The organism is Streptomyces sodiiphilus (assembly GCF_039529215.1).
In the GTDB taxonomy this organism is placed as follows: Bacteria; Actinomycetota; Actinomycetes; order Streptomycetales; family Streptomycetaceae; genus Streptomyces; species Streptomyces sodiiphilus.
In genome coordinates, this window is the sequence record NZ_BAAAMJ010000009.1 from 124,390 (window position 1) to 138,377 (window position 13,988).

The following is a 13,988-nucleotide window of genomic DNA, read 5'->3' on the forward strand; positions in this document are numbered from 1 at the left end:
GGAGGTCACGGCCCCGGGTCCACCCGGGGCCGGTTGTCCTCGGCCTGGACGCTGACCTCCGCCCCGGACCGGTGGCCGAACGGGTCGGTCAGGGCTACGGAGGTGCTCAGCGCCAGCGTGGCCGCGGCGGAGATGACCGTCAGGATTGCCGCCTTGCCCGGCAGTGTGCGCATCTTGGCTCCAGTGTCTCGGGGGTTCTCGCTGGGAACACCCTGATCCTGTGGCAGCTCCTTCCCGTGCGGTTACTCCCCCAGTCCCGCGCCCGTCCCGTTCGCCCGACCCGCCCGGGAAGCTCTGCGGGCCTGCCCCCGTTCCGGCGCCTCCTTCCGGTCCCTGCAGGGCGCAGACCGGAGCCATCGAGCCGCTTGTTGCGCGCTCCGCCCCCCGGGAGGGTTGCCCCATCGACCGCGGGCCCAGGAGCCGCGGCCACGACTGGTGGTTGTTGAGGGAGGAACCCGACCATGCCCGAGAAGATCCTGTGGCCCCACTCCGGGGAGCCGGCCGCCGAGCACGGCATCGAAGACCTGCGGAACCGGCTCGACGCGATCGACGCACAACTGCTCGACCGGCTGCGGGCACGCATCGAGTGCTGCGTGGAGATCGGCCGGGTCAAGCGGGCGGAAGGCATCCCCATGATGCAGCCGCACCGCATCGACACGGTCCAGCGGCGGGCCGCAGCCTTCGCCGATGAGCACGGACTCAGCCGGGAGTTCATGTCCGGCTTGTACCAGCTCATCATCGCCGAGACCTGCCGCCTGGAAGACGACGTGATCGCCGGGAGCACACCGTGAGAACCCTGCTCGTCGACAACTACGACTCGTTCACCTACAACCTCTATCAGCTGCTCGGAGAGGTCACCGGCCAGGCCCCTGTGGTGGTGCGCAATGACACCGGGTGGGACGGGCTGCGTCTCGAGGACTTCGACGCGGTGGTCGTCTCCCCCGGCCCCGGCCGGCCCGAGCGCCCGCGTGACATCGGTATCGGCGCACGCGTCATCGCCGAGAGCGGGCTGCCCGTACTGGGTGTGTGCCTCGGCCACCAGAGCCTGTGCCACCTGCTGGGCGGCGAGATCGTCCTGGCCCCCGAGCCCATGCACGGCCGCGTATCACCGATCCGGCACACCGGTGCCGGGCTGTTCGCCGGGTTGCCCTCACCGATGGAGGTGGTCCGTTACCACTCGCTGATGGCCACCGGCCTGCCCGACGAGCTGGAGGCCACCGCCTGGACCGAGGACGGTCTGATCATGGGGGTGCGGCACCGCACCCGTCCGTTGTGGGGTGTGCAGTTCCACCCCGAGTCCATCAGTTCCCAGCACGGCCGTGAACTTCTGGCGAACTTCCGGGATCTGGCACTCGCACACCGGGCTGCCCCCGCCGGCGGCGCCGAGCGGCCCGCCGCCGACGACACCGGCAACGGCTTCCAGGTCCGCGTCCGGACCGTGCCCGGCCTGCCGGACGCGGAGGCCGCCTACCGGGAACTCTTCGCCGGCGGGGACCACAGCTTCTGGCTGGACAGCAGCAGCGTCATCGACGGTCTGTCCCGCTTCTCCTACCTGGGCGACGGCACCGGTCCGCTGGCGGAGTACCTGACCTACCGCACGGACGAGCGGACCGTGACCGTGCACCGGCGCGGCGGCGTCGAGCACATCCGCCAGGGCTTCTTCGACTACCTCGACCAGCAACTCGAAGCCCGAGCCGTTGCGGTGCCCGGCGGACTGCCCTTCGAGTTCAACCTCGGTTACGCCGGCTACCTCGGCTACGAGCTGAAGGCCGAGACCGGTGGCAGCTCCGCCTACCGCTCCCGGCACCCGGACGCGGCCATGCTGTTCCTGGACCGGATGCTCGTCCTGGATCACGCCGAGGAGGTCTGCTACCTGCTGGCCCTCACCACCGCCGGCGACCCGGTCGGTGCCGAGAACTGGCTGGACACCACCGCCCGGCGCCTGCTGGCTCTGCCCCGGCCGGCCGCCGGTACGGCCGGCCGGGAGAGCCCGGTCTTCTCCGGCGAGGGCATGACCGGACCGACCGCGGCCGGTATCGCCCGGCTCCGGCATGACGAATCCGCCTACCTGGACCGGATCGCCGACTGCCTGGAGGAGATCCGGCAGGGCGAGTCCTACGAGATCTGCCTCACCAACGAGGTCACCCTGCCCGCCGCCGTCGACCCGCTGAGCACCTACGCCGTACTGCGGCGCATCAGCCCGGTGCCGTACGGTGCCCTGCTGGACTTTCCCGGCATCGCGGTGCTCAGCGCCTCGCCGGAGCGTTTCCTGACCGTGGGCACCGACCGGAGCGCCGAGTCCAAGCCGATCAAGGGGACCCGCCCGCGCGGCGCCACCGCGCAGGAGGACGAAGCACTGCGGCAGGACCTGCTGACGCGTGAGAAGGACCGCGCCGAGAACCTCATGATCGTGGACCTGATCCGCAACGACCTCAACACGGTGTCCGAGATCGGCTCCGTCCATGTGCCCAGGTTGTTCGACGTGGAGACCTATGCCCCCGTCCACCAGTTGGTCTCCACCATCCGAGGCAGCCTGCGCGAGGGCGAGTCGGCGGTCTCCTGCGTGCGCGCCGCGTTCCCCGGTGGGTCGATGACCGGTGCGCCCAAGCGGCGCACGATGGAGATCATCGACCGGTTGGAGGGAGCACCGCGCGGTGTCTACTCCGGGGGACTGGGCTGGTTCTCGCTCTCCGGGGCGGCGGACCTGAGCATCGTGATCCGCACTCTGGTGGCGGACGAGGAACAGGTCACCTTCGGAGTGGGCGGCGCGATCGTGGCGCAGTCCGACCCCGCGGAGGAGTTCGAGGAGACCGACGTCAAGTCCCGGGTCATGATCGCCGCCGTGCTGGCCACCGCACTCGAACCGACCAGGGCCCTGGCATGACACCGGACTGCGGGGCACGCCCCGGGTCAGTGGCCCGCGGCTCGGGCACGATCCGGCGGTGTGTGATCGCCGGCGGCTCCGGGGCGGTGGGCCGGCTGTTCTCCGCCCGGCTCCGGGAGTCGGGTGCCGAGGTCTGCACCATCGACCCCGCGCCGGCGACCGGGCTGCCGGACGGCTGCCGCCCCCTGCGCGGCGACATCACCGGCCCCGGCCCGCGGGAGATCTCCGAACTGGCCACCGCCGACCTGGTACTGCTCGCGGTGCCGGAACCGGTCGCGGTCAGGGCCCTGCCGGCACTGGCCGGCGTGCTGCGGCCCGGCGTCCTGCTGGCCGACACGCTTTCCGTCAAGCGGCCGATGGCGGACGCGCAGGCGGTGCTCGGCCCCGAGGTACAGACGGTCGGGCTCAACCCGATGTTCGCCCCCGCGCTCGGTTTTCCGGGCCGCCCGGTCGCCGCCGTGGTCGGCCGCGACGGAGAACGGGCCCGGGAACTGCTGCGGCTGGTGAGCAGCTGGGGCGCCCGGGTCGTGCCGCTCACTGCCGAGCGGCACGACCGGATCACGGCCGCCTCCCAGGCACTGACGCACGCCGCGGTGCTCTCCTTCGGGCTGGCGCTCCAGGCCCTGGACACCGACCTCGCCGAACTCGCCGCAGTGGCCCCGCCGCCGCACACGGCACTGCTGGCGCTACTGGCCCGGATCGTCTCCGGCACCCCGGAGGTGTACTGGGACGTCCAGGCCGGCAACCCCGGCGCCGAGGCGGCCCGGACCGCCCTTGCCGACGCCGCCGCAGGGCTCGGCTCGCTGGTCAGGAACGAGGACCGGGCAGGCTTCGACGCCCTGCTCACCCGGCTCGCCGAGCGCTTCGGCCCGGACCTCGACGGCCACCGGGCGGTCTGCGCGGCACTGTTCGAAAGGCTTGCTCCCACCGGTGGGCCCGCCCCGGCCACGCCTGCCCCGCTTCCCGGAACAACCTGACAGACCCTGCCGGACCTCCCCCGGACTCCCCGGCGTGTTCCGGCCCGACAAACAGAGAAAGGTCTTCCATCATGGCGCTTTCCGCCCCTACCGTTCTGCCCCCTGCCGACCGTGAGGCCCTTGCCGGGCATCCCACCCTGGGGGGCGGCAATCTGCTGCAGGTCGCGATGGCCGGCAGTCCGGACCCGCACACGCCCTTCATCCACTCGCACCGCCCCCTGGCCAACACCGACGGCGAGTTGCAGCACGATTTCAGCCTCGCCCAGTTCGACCGGCTGGCACAGAGCTGGTCCGCCTGGTATCTGTCCCGGGGGGTGCGGCCGGGAGACCGGGTCGCGGTGTGGCTGGAGGACTCCATCGCGTACTCGCTGCACTTCTACTCCCTGGCGCAGATCGGCGCGATCGCTGTTCTGATCAACTCGCACGCCTCCAGGGAGATCGCGACCTCACTGATCGAGCAGACCGGCCCGGCCGGCCTCTACACCGACCGGGAGCGGCAGGCCGTCATCACGGTGGACGGCGGCCCGGCCGGCTCCTTCTGGACCGTGACGGCCGAGGAACTGCCGGCCCCGCCTGCCGCCTCGCTGGCCGACGCGGACCGGTTCCGGCACGACCCCGAGACCCCGGTCGCGCTTCTGCACTCCTCCGGCACCACCGGCCGTCCCAAGCCGACCGTGCACACCCACTCCACGATCGTGGCCGGTCCCCGATTCCGCCTGGTGGATCACAAGGAGATGCCGGGCGCGATGATGATGACCGCGCTGCCGCAGTCCCACCTGGGGTGCATCGCCTACACCGCGTACGCGCTGCTGGGCGGCACCCCGATCGTCGCGCTGCGGGACCGCAGCGGCAGCGAACTGGCCGCCGCCGTCCAGCGGTACCGGCCCACCGCGGTCATGTCCTTCGCGCACGGCTACGCCGAACTGGCCGCACTGGACCTTCCGGACGGCGCCCTGGACTCGGTCGACGTCTGGATATCCATCGGCGACGCCGTGCACCAGTCGCACATCACCTCGGTGCTCTCCCGGCGCAGCCCGCACCTGCCGCCGGCCTCCTTCTTCGACCGGCTGGGCACCACCGAACTGGGGTGGGGCGTACTGCTGCGGGTGCACACCCTGGAGACCGAGCGCAAGGACCGCTGCGCCGGAAAGCCGGTCGGCGTCGCCGAGGTCGCGGTGCTGCGCGAGGACGGCAGCGCGGCGGACGACGGCGAGGTCGGCTACCTCGCGGCCCGGGGCCCGGCCGTCACCCCCGGGTACTGGAACGACTCCGCCACCACCTACCGTTACCGGCGATTCGGCCACTGGCTCACCGGCGACATGGCGTTCCGCGACGCGGCCGGCGATCACTACCTGGTGGACCGCGCCGCCGACACCGTCCAGACGGCGGGGGGCGTAGGCTACTCGGTGCTGATGGAGGAGGTCATCCTCAACGAGGTGGCGGACGTGGTGGACGCCGCGGTGATCGCCGGCAGGCGCGGGGCACAGACCCTGCCGGTGGCGGTGGTGACCGTCGGCGAGTCCCGAACCGAGCCCCGGAAGCTGTTGACGCGTGCCAACGAGGTGCTGCGGGCGGCCGGGCACCCCCCGCTCGGGATGCTGGAAGTGTGCCGCCGGGAGGAGGACTTCCCTGTGGGAGTGACCGGGAAGGTACTCAAGCGTAACCTCCGGGAGACGTACGGTGACCTCGACGGCCGCGTTCTGGAGCGCGGTACCGCCGATGTCGCCACCGCTTTCTGAGGACCGGGAGCCCCAGACCATGCTCACAGCACCGACCCCGCCCCCCAAGGTCGACATATACGTCGACCCCGCCTGTCCCTTCGCCTGGATCACCTCCCGCTGGATGGTGGAGGTGGCACAGCATCGCGAACTGGACCTGACGTTCCGGCTGATGAGCCTCTACGTACTCAACGAAGGCCGGGAACTGCCCGACTGGTACCGCACGCTGGTGGACGCCTCGCTGACCCTGGCCCGGGTGCTCACTGCCGCCGAACAGCTTCACGGCAACAAGGTGCTGGCCGGCCTCTACGAGTCGATGGGCACCCGCATCCACCCCGGCGGCAACAAGGACTTCCCCGAGGTCGCCCGCCTGGCGCTGGAGGAGCAGGGGCTGCCGCAGGACCTGCTGGCGGCAGCGGACAGCGACCGGTACGACGAGGCCCTGCGTCACAGCCACCACGAGGGCATGGATCCGGTCGGGGAAGACGTGGGCACGCCCACCCTGCACATCGACGGGGTGGCCTTCTTCGGCCCGGTGTTCACCTCGATCCCGCGGGGCGAGGAGGCAGTCCGGCTCTTCGACAGCGCACGGACGCTCGCCGCCTGTCCCGACTTCTTCGAGCTCAAGCGCACTCGTACCGGAAAGCTCCGGTACGACTGACGCCGCCGGGGCTGGCGGACGGCCCGGGGCGGGCCGTCCGCCAGCCCCGGGCCGGTCCACCCGCCCCCGAGACCCGCCGGCCGCCGAGGCCGCCGGACCGACAAGGAAACGGAGAAACCGTGAACCCGGAAGCCTTCGTGCTGGCGGGGTCCTTCCTGGCCGTCTGCCGTGCCCCCGCCTACTTCGAGGAACTGCACGCCCGCGACCTGAAGATTCTGCTCATCACACCGTCTCCGGCGGAGCAGGCCCGCCGGGCCGCCCGGAACCGGGAACACCCCGCTTCCGGCATCGAGGACTTCGCCTTCGTCGGCGCCGGGTCCGGGACGGAGGACGCCTTTCTCACCGAGGCGGTGAACGCCGCCCGCGCCTGGCGCGGGCGGTACCGGATCACCGGCGTCCTCGCCGCCGGTGAGACCCAGGTCGAGCCTGCCGGCCTGCTCGCCGACGCCCTCGGCCTGCCCTCGCCGGGCCTCCGGGCGAGCCGGACCTGCCGCAGCAAGCTGCTGCAGCGCTGGTATCTCCCGGAGTTCGCCCCCCGGTCGCTGGCGCTGCCGTCCGGCTCGCACACCCTCCCACCGGGTACCGCGGTGCCCTATCCCGCCATCGTCAAACCGTGCGGGCGGCACTCCAGTTCGGGCGTGGTCTCAGTGGACGGCCCGGAGGACCTGCGGCAGCACCTCGCCGGGTATCCCGCGTCCGAGACCGTACTGGTGGAGGAGCGGGTCATCGGCCAGGAGTACTCGGTGGAGAGCCTGGTCCAGAAAGGCAAGATCCTCTTCTCGTCCGTCACCCGCAAGGAGACCACCGAGGCGGCATCCGGCGGCCGGAGCTTCGTCGAGCTGGCGCACTCCGTACCCGCACCCCCCTCCGGGGCGGACGCCATCCTGCTGGACGCCACCCGGCGGGTACTCGAGGAGCTGGACTTCGAGCACGGCATCAGCCACGCGGAATGGCGAATCGACGCCACGGGCCGGCCGGTTCTGATGGAGGTCGCGGCCCGCCCGCCGGGAGACGGACTGTGCGTGCTCTACCACCTGGCCACCGGCGCACCACTGGAACCGGAGATCATCCGGGTCGCGCTCGGCGAGACCGCCGGCTACCCCGCGTGCTCCCGTTACGCCCGGCAGATCTACCTGGAACACACACCGGGTATTCTCCGCGAGGTGGAGATCTCGGCCGAACTCCCGGGCCTCACCGCGGAGTGGGTCGGCCCCGGAGGCCTGTGGCCGCGTATCGCCCCCGGCCGTCCGGACGATCCGGCCACGGTGCGGGCCGTGCTGGTGCACAAGAACCGGGGGGACCGGCTGGACGTGCCGCGCAGCTCCGAGGACCGCGCTCTATCGGTCTTCCTCGACGCTCCGGATCCGCAGACGCTGGACCGGCTGGAGCAGCGGGTGCGGCGGGCAGTGACCATCCACACCGACCCCGGCTGAGCCCGCCAGGCACCCGCACCCGCCTGTGCCGAACCACCGTTCTTGCCCGAGTACCGCCGTCAGGAGCCCCACCATGACCCAGAAGTCCGCGGCCCGGACCGGCATCACGCATGTCCTGGCCGGCTACAGCCCGGTAATGCTCGCCAAGCTGGATGCCTTCCGCCCTCCCGGCTCCCTCCTCGTTCTCGAAGAGCCCGACGTCATCGCCGCACGCGGGCTGGAGCGGGAGATCCGCCGCTTCGGCTGCGTGGCGGCACTGGTCCCCGCCCCGACACAGGACGAGAACCACCCGGAACGCCTGGTCGCCGCTGTCCACCGCCCGCCCGGGGTGCGGGCGGTGGTGCCGGTGGTGGAGTACGGCGTACTGGCGGCTGCCACGCTCGCCGAGGCGTGGGGACTGCCGGGAGCCGGCGTCAAGGCCGCCCGGGTGTTCCGCGACAAGGCGCTACTGCGCGAGGCCGCCGCGCGGGCCGGCCTGGCCCAGCCCGCCTGGCGGACCGTGCACGGCCCGGCAGACCTCGACGCCTTCCGCGCCGAGCACGGCCCGGCCTGTGTGCTCAAGCCGGCCAACCGTCAGGCCAGTCTCGGGGTGCAGTTACTCGCGGACGACGACGACTCCGCCACCGCCTGGCTGCGCACCACCACCGCCGACGAACCGACGCTGCGCGCCCGGAGCGCGGACCGGACCCGCTTTCTGGCCGAACGGCGGCTGCGCGGACCGGAGGTCAGCGTCGAAGCACTGGTGCACGCGGGGACTGTGGGAATGCGCAACATCACCGCCAAGCGGGTACTGCCCTCACGCCATCCGGTCGAGACCGGGCATACGCTGCCGGCCCGGCTTCCGGCACGCACGGCCACCGCGCTGCACGACGCCCTGGCAGCGCTGATCGGCATCACCGGATTCGGCAGCGGCGTTCTGCACTCCGAATGGATCCTCGAGGACGGCGTTCCGCACCTGGTGGAGTGCGCGGGCCGGCTGCCCGGCGGCGGCATCACCGTGCTGATCGACCTCGCCTACGACACCGACATCCTGCGCGGACTGCTGGCCGCGCTGGAGGGCGGCGGAACACCCTCCCCGCCCACCGCGGTCCGCGGTGCGGCCGTCCGGTTTCTGACGGCGCCACCGGGCACCGTCACCCGGATAGAGGGCGTGGAGACGGCGCGCGCCGCCGCCGGGGTGCACGCAGTCAGCCTGCAGACCGCACCCGGGCGGACCAACGGCCCGGTCGTCAGTTCCTGGGAGCGGGCCGGCTCGGTCATCGCCACCGGCGACGACGCCGCACAGGCCGGCCGGCGGGCGGAGGCCGCCGCCGCCGCGGTACGCATCCATACCGCCCCCGCTCGGGGAAGCCGTCCCGATCCCCCTGAAGGCATCGGGGACGCCCCGGAGAACGGAGCGAACTCATGAGACCGCCTTCCGTCCGCGACTATCTGCCGGCCACTCGCGCCGGCCGCGTCTTCGCCGGCATCTCCCTCATCAACGCCATGGGTACCGGACTCTTCATCGCCGGTTCCGCCATCTTCTTCAGCCGTTCGGTCGGCCTGTCGACGGGAGAGATCGGCCTCGCCCTGACTCTCGCCGGACTGGTGGGCTTCCTCGCCACCGTTCCGATCGGCGCGCTGAGCGACCGGTTGGGCGCCAAGCGCACGCTCGTCGCCCTTCTGCTGTGGCGCTCCTGCTGGTTCGCCGCCCTGGTACTCGTCGACGGTTTCGGATCCCTGGTGCTGGTGGCCTGCTGCCTCGCGGCTGCCGAGGGCGCCACCCAGCCCATGACCCAGGCCGTCTCCGCGGCCACCACCGAGGAATCCGACCGGACCCGGATGATGGCGATCGTCCGCACCGTCCGCAACATCGGCTTCTCGCTGGGCGCACTGCTGGCCGCCCCACTCCTGGCCGCCGACAGCGTATGGACCTACCGCGGACTGGTACTGGGCACCGCCGCCGCCTTCCTGCTGTCCGGGCTGCTGCTGGCCGGGCTGCGGTTGCTGAACCACCGGGCCGCCCCGCGCAAGATGAGCCCGCTGGCGGCCGTCAGGGGGTTCCGTGACCTGCCGTACCTTGCGTTCAGCGGCCTCAACGGGGTGCTGGTCCTGCACATGACGATCCTGACCATCGGCATCCCGCTGTGGGCGCTGGAGGCCACCGAGGTGCCGGCCGCCTTCGTGCCGGTACTCATCCTGGTCAACACGGTGCTCGCGATCCTGATCCAGGTACCGCTGTCCCGCAAGGTGAACACCCCGCCGGGTGCGACCCGTTCGCTGCGCCGCGGCGGTCTGGCGCTGGCCGCCTGCTGCCTGGCCCTGGCCGCTGCCGCGCTGCCGTCCTCGGTCATGGTCGCCGCCGGCCTGCTGATGCTCGGGTGCCTGCTGCTGACCTTCGGTGAGGTGTGGCAGGCGGCCGGCGCCTGGGAACTCTCCTACACCTATGCGCCCGAGGACCGGATGGGCACCTACCTCTCCGTGTTCGGCCTCGGCGCGGCCGGCCAGCGAATCGTCGGGCCGATGCTGATCTCCGGCCTGGTGATCGCCACCGGCCCGCTCGGCTGGACGGGTCTGGCAGTCCTCTTCCTGCTGGCGGGGCTGCTCGTCCGGCCGGCCACCGGCGCCCTGGCGCGGGGCGCCGCGGCGGCCCCGTCCGCCCCCGGCCCCGTCGTCCCGGAACCTGCCGCCCCCGAGGCCGTCGTGCCGGCGCCGCCAGCCGGCACCCGGTCCCCCGCCGGTTCACCGCCGGACACCACGAGGAGCACGTCATGAAGGAACTTCTGCTTGTCGGTGTCGGAGTCATGGGGCAGCCCTACCTGGAGGCCGCCGCCAGGCTCGGCGTCCCGGTCCGCGCGGTGGAGGCCGCCGGCCCCGGCCGCGACAGGAGTGGCGCCGGTCCCGGCGTCCCCGGGCACGTCTCTTTCCACATGGTCCCCCCGGGGCCGGAGGAGAGCTGGCTGCCGGGCATCGAGGAGGCACTCGCCCAGCGGGTCCCGGACGGGATCGTCGGCTTCGCCGAGCCGCAGGTGATCCCCGCCGCTCTCGTCCAGGAACGGCTGGGTCTGCCGGGGCCCTCCCTGCAGGCTGCCGTGATCTCCCGCAACAAGGCTCTGCAACGCGCGGTGTGCGCCGCGCGCGGCGTCCCGCAGCCCCAGTACCTGCTCGCCCCGGACATCGGCACCGCCCGCGACTGGATGCTCGACCGACTGCCGGTCGTGGTGAAGCCGCTCACCCTCAGCGGCAGCGAGGGCGTGGAACTGGTCCGTGATCCGGCCGCCGTGGCGGACATCACGACCCGCCGGGCAGGGGAAGGCACGGTGCTGGTCGAGCGGGCGGTCGAGGGTCCCGAGTACAGCTGGGAGGCGCTGGTCCGCGACGGTGCGGTGCTCTTCGAGAACATCACGGCCAAGGAGACCACCCCGCCGCCGTACTTCGTGGAACTCTCGCACCGCTGCGGGCACGCGTTCACCGAGCCCGGCCTCGCGGACCGGGTCCGCGCGCTCACCCGGGGGGTGCTGGCGGCCATCGGGATGCGTACCGGCCTGGTGCACCTGGAGTTCCGGGTGGGGCCCGACGGCCCGGCACTGATGGAGGTCGCGGTACGCACCCCCGGCGACTACCTGGCCGACGCGGTCGGGCTGGCACACGGCTTCGACCTCTACGAGGCGTCGGTGCGGCTCTCACTCGGACTGCCGCTGGAAGGGCGGGCCCGCCCCGGCGGCGCCCCCCGGACCTGGACCGCCACCTGCTTCCTCACCGCGCCGCCCGGGCGGGTCACCGCCGTCGAGGGCCTGGAACAGGTACGGAAGCACCCCGGAGTGGTCCGGGCCCGGCTGCGCAGAGGGATCGGGGACACCGTCGGACCGCTGACGTCCTCCGCCCAGCGGGTGGGGCATGTCCTGATCTCCGCCGGCACGCGGGAGGAACGGGAGGACACCATGAAGTTCGTCCGGGAAACACTTCTGCTGCGGACGGCGACCGGTCCGGAGAACGGTTAGCGCAGGTGGTCGCAGAGCGACTCGAAGGGAGAGACGGGGGCGGGACCGGCAGGTCCCCTCAGGACCGACAGGACCGGCGACAGGAAGCGAGCGCAGCGTGACACCGCACCGCGAAGGACTCGGCGACCCGTCGGCCCGGAGCCGGCCGGACCAGCCCGCGATCATCATTCTGGCGCGTCCCGGCGCACCGGCGCCGCCCTATGCCCGGCTGCTGCCCGGGCCGGGCCGGGAGCTGGTGGTCGTCTCCGGCCCGTCCCCGGCGACGGCTGCCGCCCCTGCTGCCGGGGCGGTCACCCGGCGCGGCGCGGACGGAAGGGCGCACGACGGGCACGTGCGGCGCGTCACCGTGCGGCACTACGCCTCCCCGGAGACCGAGAGCGCGGTGCTGCGCTACGCCGAACAGGCGCCCGTGGGCGGCCTGGTGGCGCTCGACTTCGACGACCTCATCCGGGCCGGCGCGCTCCGCGATCACCTCGGCCTGCCTGGCATGGGCCGCGAGGCCGCCCTGGTCTACACCGACCCGGCACTCGCGGCAGGACACCTGGAACGGGCCGGCGTACCGTGCGTCCGCCGCGCCCCGGTCCAGGCTCCGGGAGACCTCTACTGGCTCGCCCACCGCTGGGGCTATCCGCTGCGGGTCCGTTCGGCCCGGGTGCCCGGCCGGCCGGTGGCCGGCGTCCTGCACGGTGAGGCCGACCTGCGCCGGTTCACCCGGGACGGGGCGGGTGCCGACCCCGCCGCCTTCCTCGTCGCGGAGGCGTGGACGGCCGGGGACCACTACCGGGCCTGCCGTCCGCCCGGCCCGGACGCCGACTGGCACTGGTCCCCGGGACCGGCCCCCGGGCTCGCCGAGGCGGCCAAGGCCGCCGCGGCTGCCCTGCCCGCCGCACCCGGCTATTCCCGCCATCTGGAGCTGGTACGTACCGGCGGGGGCTGGCTCGTCGACCTGGCCGGCTGTGCCGTGGAACGCGGTTGTCCCGTGGAGCCGGCACCGGCCGAGGCCGGAGCCGCGGTCCTCGCCCAGGGCGCGATGGACGCCTGCCCGGCCGGCGCGGGGCGGAGCGCATGAGTGTCCTGTTCCTGCACCACCGCGGGTCGCTGGCCGACACGCCCTACCACCGCTGGACGCGGGAGGCGGGGGGCGGACCCCCGCTGCTGCTCACCTCCCGGGAACACCTGGAGCGTGAGGACGAACAGCTTCCGCTGGCCGAGGGCTACCGCTACGTGGAGGCCCTCGACGGCTATGACTCGACGGGCCGGCTGGAAGCGCGCGTCCTCGACCTCGCCCGGGATCTCCGGGTGCGGCGCCTCGTCGCCTGCCACGAACGGGACCTGCAGCGCGCCGCCCGGCTGCGCCAGATCCTCGGACTGCCGGGACCGCGCCCGCAGTCACTCCTGCCCTGCGACGACCGGCTCGTGCTGAAGGAGCGGGCCCGCGCCGCGGGCCTGGCCACCTCCCCCGGCCAGGCCGTCGATTCCGCCACCGACGTGCTGACGTTCGCGGCCCGGCACGGCTTCCCTCTGCTGCTGCGCCCCCGCCGGCCGGAGGCCGCCGGGGCCTCCCGGCTCATCGCATCGCGTGCGGAACTGACCGCGTGGCTCGACGACGACGCGGGCCCGCACCGGCCGGGCCTGATGGTCCAAGCGCTCCCGGTCGGCCGCCGTTACCAGGTGCACGGCCTGCTGCTGGGCGGCCGGGCGGTGCTGACCTGGCCGTCGGACCGGGTGAGCCGGCGGGTGGGCGGCCTGGACTGGACGACGGAGACGACACTCAGCCCGAACCACCCGCTCACCCTCGCACTGCTGGAGCGGACCGAACGGCTCGTGGCGGTGCTGCCGTCCGGCCCTGCCCACGTCATCCGCGCGGATTTCGTCCGGACCCCGCTCGGCCTGGTGCTGCTGGACCTGGTCGACGGAATCGGCCCGGACGCCGGACGGGGCCTGTGCCGCGCCGCGCTGGGTGTCGATCCTGCCGAGGCCCTGGCCAGGGTACAGCTCGGTCTTGAACCACGGTCCACCGGACCGGACCGGCCGCTGCGGATCGCCGCGCGGCTGACGCTGGTCAGGCCGGCCGGAGCGGTACGGGCACTGCCCGGCCCGCCGCCCTTCCCCTGGGTCGACCGCTTCCGTACCCACGTCGACCGGAGTCTGCGGCTGAACGGCCCGGCCGACGCAACGGACTTCGCGGTATCGGCCTACGTCACCGCTCCGGGGCGGACGCTGTGCTTCTCCCGGCTGCGGCTGCTGGAGCGGTGGATCGGCCACGGACTGGAGCTGGACCGCTCGGAGAGCGGGTACGGCGCGCGACTGTGACCTGCGCTCGCCCGGGCGTGTC

The 13,988-nt window shown here is 72.9% G+C and carries 12 protein-coding genes; 11 read left to right on the forward strand and 1 reads right to left on the reverse strand.

The features are described 5' to 3' along the window. Window positions 1-5: 5 nt before the first annotated feature. Entirely contained in the window at window positions 6-173 is a 168-nt protein-coding gene (locus ABD299_RS05165) for a hypothetical protein (protein WP_344259211.1), read from the reverse strand. Between the two features lie 288 nt (window positions 174-461). Between ABD299_RS05165 and ABD299_RS05170 the strand changes: the two genes are divergently transcribed. The 11 genes from ABD299_RS05170 to ABD299_RS05220 all read left to right on the forward strand — a co-directional run bounded on the left by ABD299_RS05170 (window position 462) and on the right by ABD299_RS05220 (window position 13,966). Continuing rightward, entirely contained in the window at window positions 462-791 is a 330-nt protein-coding gene (locus ABD299_RS05170; RefSeq protein WP_344259213.1) for a chorismate mutase, read from the forward strand. Beyond that, entirely contained in the window at window positions 788-2,884 is a 2,097-nt protein-coding gene (gene pabB / locus ABD299_RS05175; RefSeq protein ID WP_344259215.1) for an aminodeoxychorismate synthase component I, read from the forward strand. Before ABD299_RS05170 ends, pabB begins: the two co-directional genes overlap by 4 nt. A gap of 62 nt (window positions 2,885-2,946) precedes the next feature. Next, window positions 2,947-3,861: a prephenate dehydrogenase/arogenate dehydrogenase family protein gene (locus ABD299_RS05180; RefSeq protein WP_344259217.1), complete on the forward strand. Its 915-nt coding sequence runs from the start codon at window positions 2,947-2,949 to the stop codon at window positions 3,859-3,861. A 71-nt stretch (window positions 3,862-3,932) separates the two neighbouring features. Next, the gene (locus ABD299_RS05185) at window positions 3,933-5,600 is read left to right on the forward strand and encodes a class I adenylate-forming enzyme family protein (RefSeq protein ID WP_344259219.1); all 1,668 of its coding nucleotides are present in this window, start codon (window positions 3,933-3,935) and stop codon (window positions 5,598-5,600) included. 19 nt (window positions 5,601-5,619) lie between these two features. Continuing rightward, complete coding sequence (locus ABD299_RS05190; RefSeq protein WP_344259221.1) at window positions 5,620-6,240, forward strand: mycothiol-dependent nitroreductase Rv2466c family protein; 621 nt, start codon at window positions 5,620-5,622, stop codon at window positions 6,238-6,240. A gap of 119 nt (window positions 6,241-6,359) precedes the next feature. Then, complete coding sequence (locus ABD299_RS05195) at window positions 6,360-7,673, forward strand: ATP-grasp domain-containing protein (protein ID WP_344259223.1); 1,314 nt, start codon at window positions 6,360-6,362, stop codon at window positions 7,671-7,673. A 73-nt stretch (window positions 7,674-7,746) separates the two neighbouring features. After that, window positions 7,747-9,081 (forward strand): ATP-grasp domain-containing protein, encoded by a 1,335-nt coding sequence (locus tag ABD299_RS05200; RefSeq protein ID WP_344259225.1) that lies wholly within the window; start codon window positions 7,747-7,749, stop codon window positions 9,079-9,081. Then, the gene (locus tag ABD299_RS05205) at window positions 9,078-10,427 is read left to right on the forward strand and encodes an MFS transporter (RefSeq protein ID WP_344259227.1); all 1,350 of its coding nucleotides are present in this window, start codon (window positions 9,078-9,080) and stop codon (window positions 10,425-10,427) included. Before ABD299_RS05200 ends, ABD299_RS05205 begins: the two co-directional genes overlap by 4 nt. Further along, window positions 10,424-11,653 carry an ATP-grasp domain-containing protein gene (locus ABD299_RS05210; protein WP_344259229.1) on the forward strand — a complete coding sequence of 410 codons (1,230 nt, stop codon included), beginning with the start codon at window positions 10,424-10,426 and terminating at the stop codon, window positions 11,651-11,653. The genes ABD299_RS05205 and ABD299_RS05210 overlap by 4 nt, the downstream gene beginning before the upstream one ends. A gap of 97 nt (window positions 11,654-11,750) precedes the next feature. Beyond that, complete coding sequence (locus ABD299_RS05215; protein ID WP_344259231.1) at window positions 11,751-12,722, forward strand: ATP-grasp domain-containing protein; 972 nt, start codon at window positions 11,751-11,753, stop codon at window positions 12,720-12,722. Further along, window positions 12,719-13,966 (forward strand): ATP-grasp domain-containing protein, encoded by a 1,248-nt coding sequence (locus ABD299_RS05220; protein WP_344259233.1) that lies wholly within the window; start codon window positions 12,719-12,721, stop codon window positions 13,964-13,966. Before ABD299_RS05215 ends, ABD299_RS05220 begins: the two co-directional genes overlap by 4 nt. Window positions 13,967-13,988: the final 22 nt, after the last annotated feature.

Coding starts and splice junctions, on each gene's coding strand:
- ABD299_RS05165 (WP_344259211.1), bottom strand. CDS start 173: ATGCGCACACTGCCGGGCAAGGCGGCAATCCTGACGGTCATCTCCGCC.
- ABD299_RS05170 (WP_344259213.1), top strand. CDS start 462: ATGCCCGAGAAGATCCTGTGGCCCCACTCCGGGGAGCCGGCCGCCGAG.
- ABD299_RS05185 (WP_344259219.1), top strand. CDS start 3,933: ATGGCGCTTTCCGCCCCTACCGTTCTGCCCCCTGCCGACCGTGAGGCC.
- ABD299_RS05190 (WP_344259221.1), top strand. CDS start 5,620: ATGCTCACAGCACCGACCCCGCCCCCCAAGGTCGACATATACGTCGAC.
- ABD299_RS05200 (WP_344259225.1), top strand. CDS start 7,747: ATGACCCAGAAGTCCGCGGCCCGGACCGGCATCACGCATGTCCTGGCC.
- ABD299_RS05205 (WP_344259227.1), top strand. CDS start 9,078: ATGAGACCGCCTTCCGTCCGCGACTATCTGCCGGCCACTCGCGCCGGC.
- ABD299_RS05210 (WP_344259229.1), top strand. CDS start 10,424: ATGAAGGAACTTCTGCTTGTCGGTGTCGGAGTCATGGGGCAGCCCTAC.
- ABD299_RS05220 (WP_344259233.1), top strand. CDS start 12,719: ATGAGTGTCCTGTTCCTGCACCACCGCGGGTCGCTGGCCGACACGCCC.